The 2,621-nt window shown below is 31.4% G+C and carries 4 protein-coding genes and 1 riboswitch; all 4 genes read left to right on the top strand.

Going from position 1 to position 2,621, the window contains the following annotated elements:
• Positions 1–75 precede the first annotated feature (75 nt).
• The gene (locus HU235_RS19325; RefSeq protein ID WP_174881267.1) at positions 76–876 is read left to right on the top strand and encodes a YqhG family protein; all 801 of its coding nucleotides are present in this window, start codon (positions 76–78) and stop codon (positions 874–876) included.
• Between the two features lie 369 nt (positions 877–1,245).
• Positions 1,246–1,333: riboswitch (cyclic di-GMP riboswitch) on the top strand.
• 32 nt (positions 1,334–1,365) lie between these two features.
• Positions 1,366–1,512, top strand: a complete 147-nt coding sequence (locus HU235_RS19320) for an anti-repressor SinI family protein (protein WP_095299857.1) — start codon at positions 1,366–1,368, stop codon at positions 1,510–1,512.
• 102 nt (positions 1,513–1,614) lie between these two features.
• Complete coding sequence (locus tag HU235_RS19315) at positions 1,615–1,947, top strand: helix-turn-helix domain-containing protein (protein ID WP_095299856.1); 333 nt, start codon at positions 1,615–1,617, stop codon at positions 1,945–1,947.
• Between the two features lie 259 nt (positions 1,948–2,206).
• Positions 2,207–2,621, top strand: a 415-nt coding sequence (locus tag HU235_RS19310) for a S26 family signal peptidase (protein WP_174881266.1), incomplete at its 3' end; no start/stop codon positions are given.

The raw sequence follows: 2,621 nt of genomic DNA, 5'->3' as shown, positions 1-2,621 counted from the left end.
ATATTAGATTTTGCCCAAAAATCACAAGAAGAACAAAGACGAAAAGCAACTTGATTGCAAGAGGTGATAATTTAGATGGAACAACAAAAAATACACAACTTTCTTGAAAGTTTTTTCAACGCTAACTCCTGTGAACTAATAGAAAATAACCCTGGTTACTTAACAGTGCAACTTACGATAGAAATGGATAAGGAGCTAATGAATCGTCCATTTTATTGGCATTACCTTGAAAAAACAAACGGTGTACCTAACCCAATGAAACTAACATTTATTACAGACAAACAAAAAGCCCCTTCCGATTTAAAAGGTGAATTTATGCATTTTGGTTCACCACGGCTTCATCAAATCTTTCAAGCAACAAAACGGTTAGGCAGCTTTATCCGCTTATACGAAAAAGTTGAACATGAGAATAAAGGAAACATTGCCTTACAACCCTGGATCGGTGTAAATATCATTGTTTCCTATCAGTGTGATATGAAAAAAGACGAAATTCATTCAATTGGTCTACATTTAGTTAGTGGGACACTTGTAGAGGGTTTCCAAGAAAAATTAGAAAAACTTAATCTAACCCCCAAAATACCTGACTTTTGTTTTACAATGACTCCATTAATAAAACCACAAAGTGGATTAAAGAGGATTGAACAATTCATTGAACAATATGTTAAAAGTCAGGATCATTCATGGGCTGATTCAGCGAGAAAAAGATGGGAAGATGACCTAAAGCTGCTAGACCATTTTTACGAGGACATTGAGGAAAAACCTGATTGTTACACATTAGAAAAAGAAGCATTACGTGAACTATATGAACCACATATTCATATTAATATCCAAAACGGTGGGATCTTCTTTCTAACGCAAAATGCTATATTTAAGTAACTTCAAGTAGCAGTTGGTCTTCCAATTGCTTTTTTCTCTTTGTTTAAAGGACAAAACGTTAAAAATCATCCACTCTAACAAAATTCACTATTCTTCGACAACATTCAACATCCCTTACATAAGGTTACTTTAAGTTCATTTAAAGATTCCTTAAATTACCATAACAACATCTGATTTTTAGCGTATTTTCAGGCATTAATACCTATGTATTATTACAAATAGATTACAAATGACGAAGAATAATAAAATTTTACTCCCTCGACACCAATCAACAAACATTCTGAAAATTTATTTTTATAATAGAGATTGTAGTCAAAAAGTCTATTTCTACAGAGGACTTTTGATTTATATAATGAAAACGTTAATATGAACAGATAAAGGCAAACCTATTGAAAAATTGGGACGCAAAGTCACAGGTCTAATGTATCGTACATACTATGACGGCTGGACTGCCTGGAATACATCAAAGTATTTTAGGAGGGGTACATATTGAATAGTGAGCTTATTGATAAAATTAAAAAGGATGGACAATTAGATCGTGAATGGGTTGAAATGATTTTAGAGGCTCTCGAGCTAGGGATTAGTATCGAGGAAATAAAAGAGTTTTTTTCAAAAGCAGAACATCCTCCTAAATAATAGAACTATTTGATATAATTTTTTTCTTATTATGTTCTCCATATAAAACCTTTCCTTCTTTATATGTTATACTATAACTAACAAAAAGGAAGGTGACTTGACGTGATTGGTCCTAGAATAAAAAAATATCGGACACAGAAAAATTTATCATTATCTGAATTAGCAGAAAGAGCAGGAGTTGCAAAATCTTATCTTAGTTCCATTGAACGCAATCTCCAATCCAACCCTTCTGTTCAATTTTTAGAAAAGGTTTCTGCCGTGCTTGGAGTGTCTGTAAATGTACTTCTAGATAAAAATGAAAATGACTCAAATGAACTAGACTATGAATGGACGAAATTAGTGCAAGATGCCATGAAATCCGGTGTATCTAAAGAACAATTTCGGGAATTCTTAGAATTTAATAAATGGAAGCTTAAGAATGAAACAAATAAATAATGTACATAAGCATAATTGGTGAAATTTCACTAATTATGCTCTTTATTTGTTCTTTATAATGAACTACTCTTAAAATTGTTGTCAAAATAGATATTTTCCTGTCACTTTTTATTTCTTTTCAGCAAGTACTATAATCGTTATACTTACTATAGAAAATGATAGCAAAACCTTCAATTAACTCGTTCTTAATAAAACGCTAATATATTTCTAGTTTATTGAAAAGTTATCACTGGAAGAAGGAAGAAAAGGTTGGTGACTCATGCAATTTAATCAGGACACGATCGATTTATTGCTCCATACAATTAAAACATATGGCTGGATGGATCTCCCAGCATCAAGTATGTCGATGTATCCATTTATAAAAGAAGGAAATATTTGCAGATATACTAAATTTGATCTAAAAACAATTAAACGGGGTGATATCCTTCTTTACTATACATCCTCTGGGCAATTGCTAACACACCGTTTATTATACATAGATAAAGCGAATCCAAAATATGTATTCTTAAAAGGTGATTTAAATTCAAAAAGTATTGGTCCAATTGAAATAAATCAAATTATTGGTAAGCTTATTACAATTGATAAAAAGAAAAAGAAGGTTTATTCAAATGATTTAAAAGCAATACTTTGGGGCTATTTCATTACCAAGTTTCCATTTCTCTCCAATATAATTA

It is taken from the genome of Metabacillus niabensis, from assembly GCF_902829255.1.
GTDB classification, from domain to species: domain Bacteria; phylum Bacillota; class Bacilli; order Bacillales; family Bacillaceae; genus Metabacillus; species Metabacillus niabensis.
The sequence above is the reverse complement of the archived record's forward strand: the minus strand, read 5'-3'. Positions and strand labels throughout refer to the sequence as shown.

What these genes read in the sequence shown, in the direction of transcription:
- HU235_RS19325 (WP_174881267.1), top strand. Translation starts at nt 76, where the DNA reads ATGGAACAACAAAAAATACACAACTTTCTTGAAAGTTTTTTCAACGCT.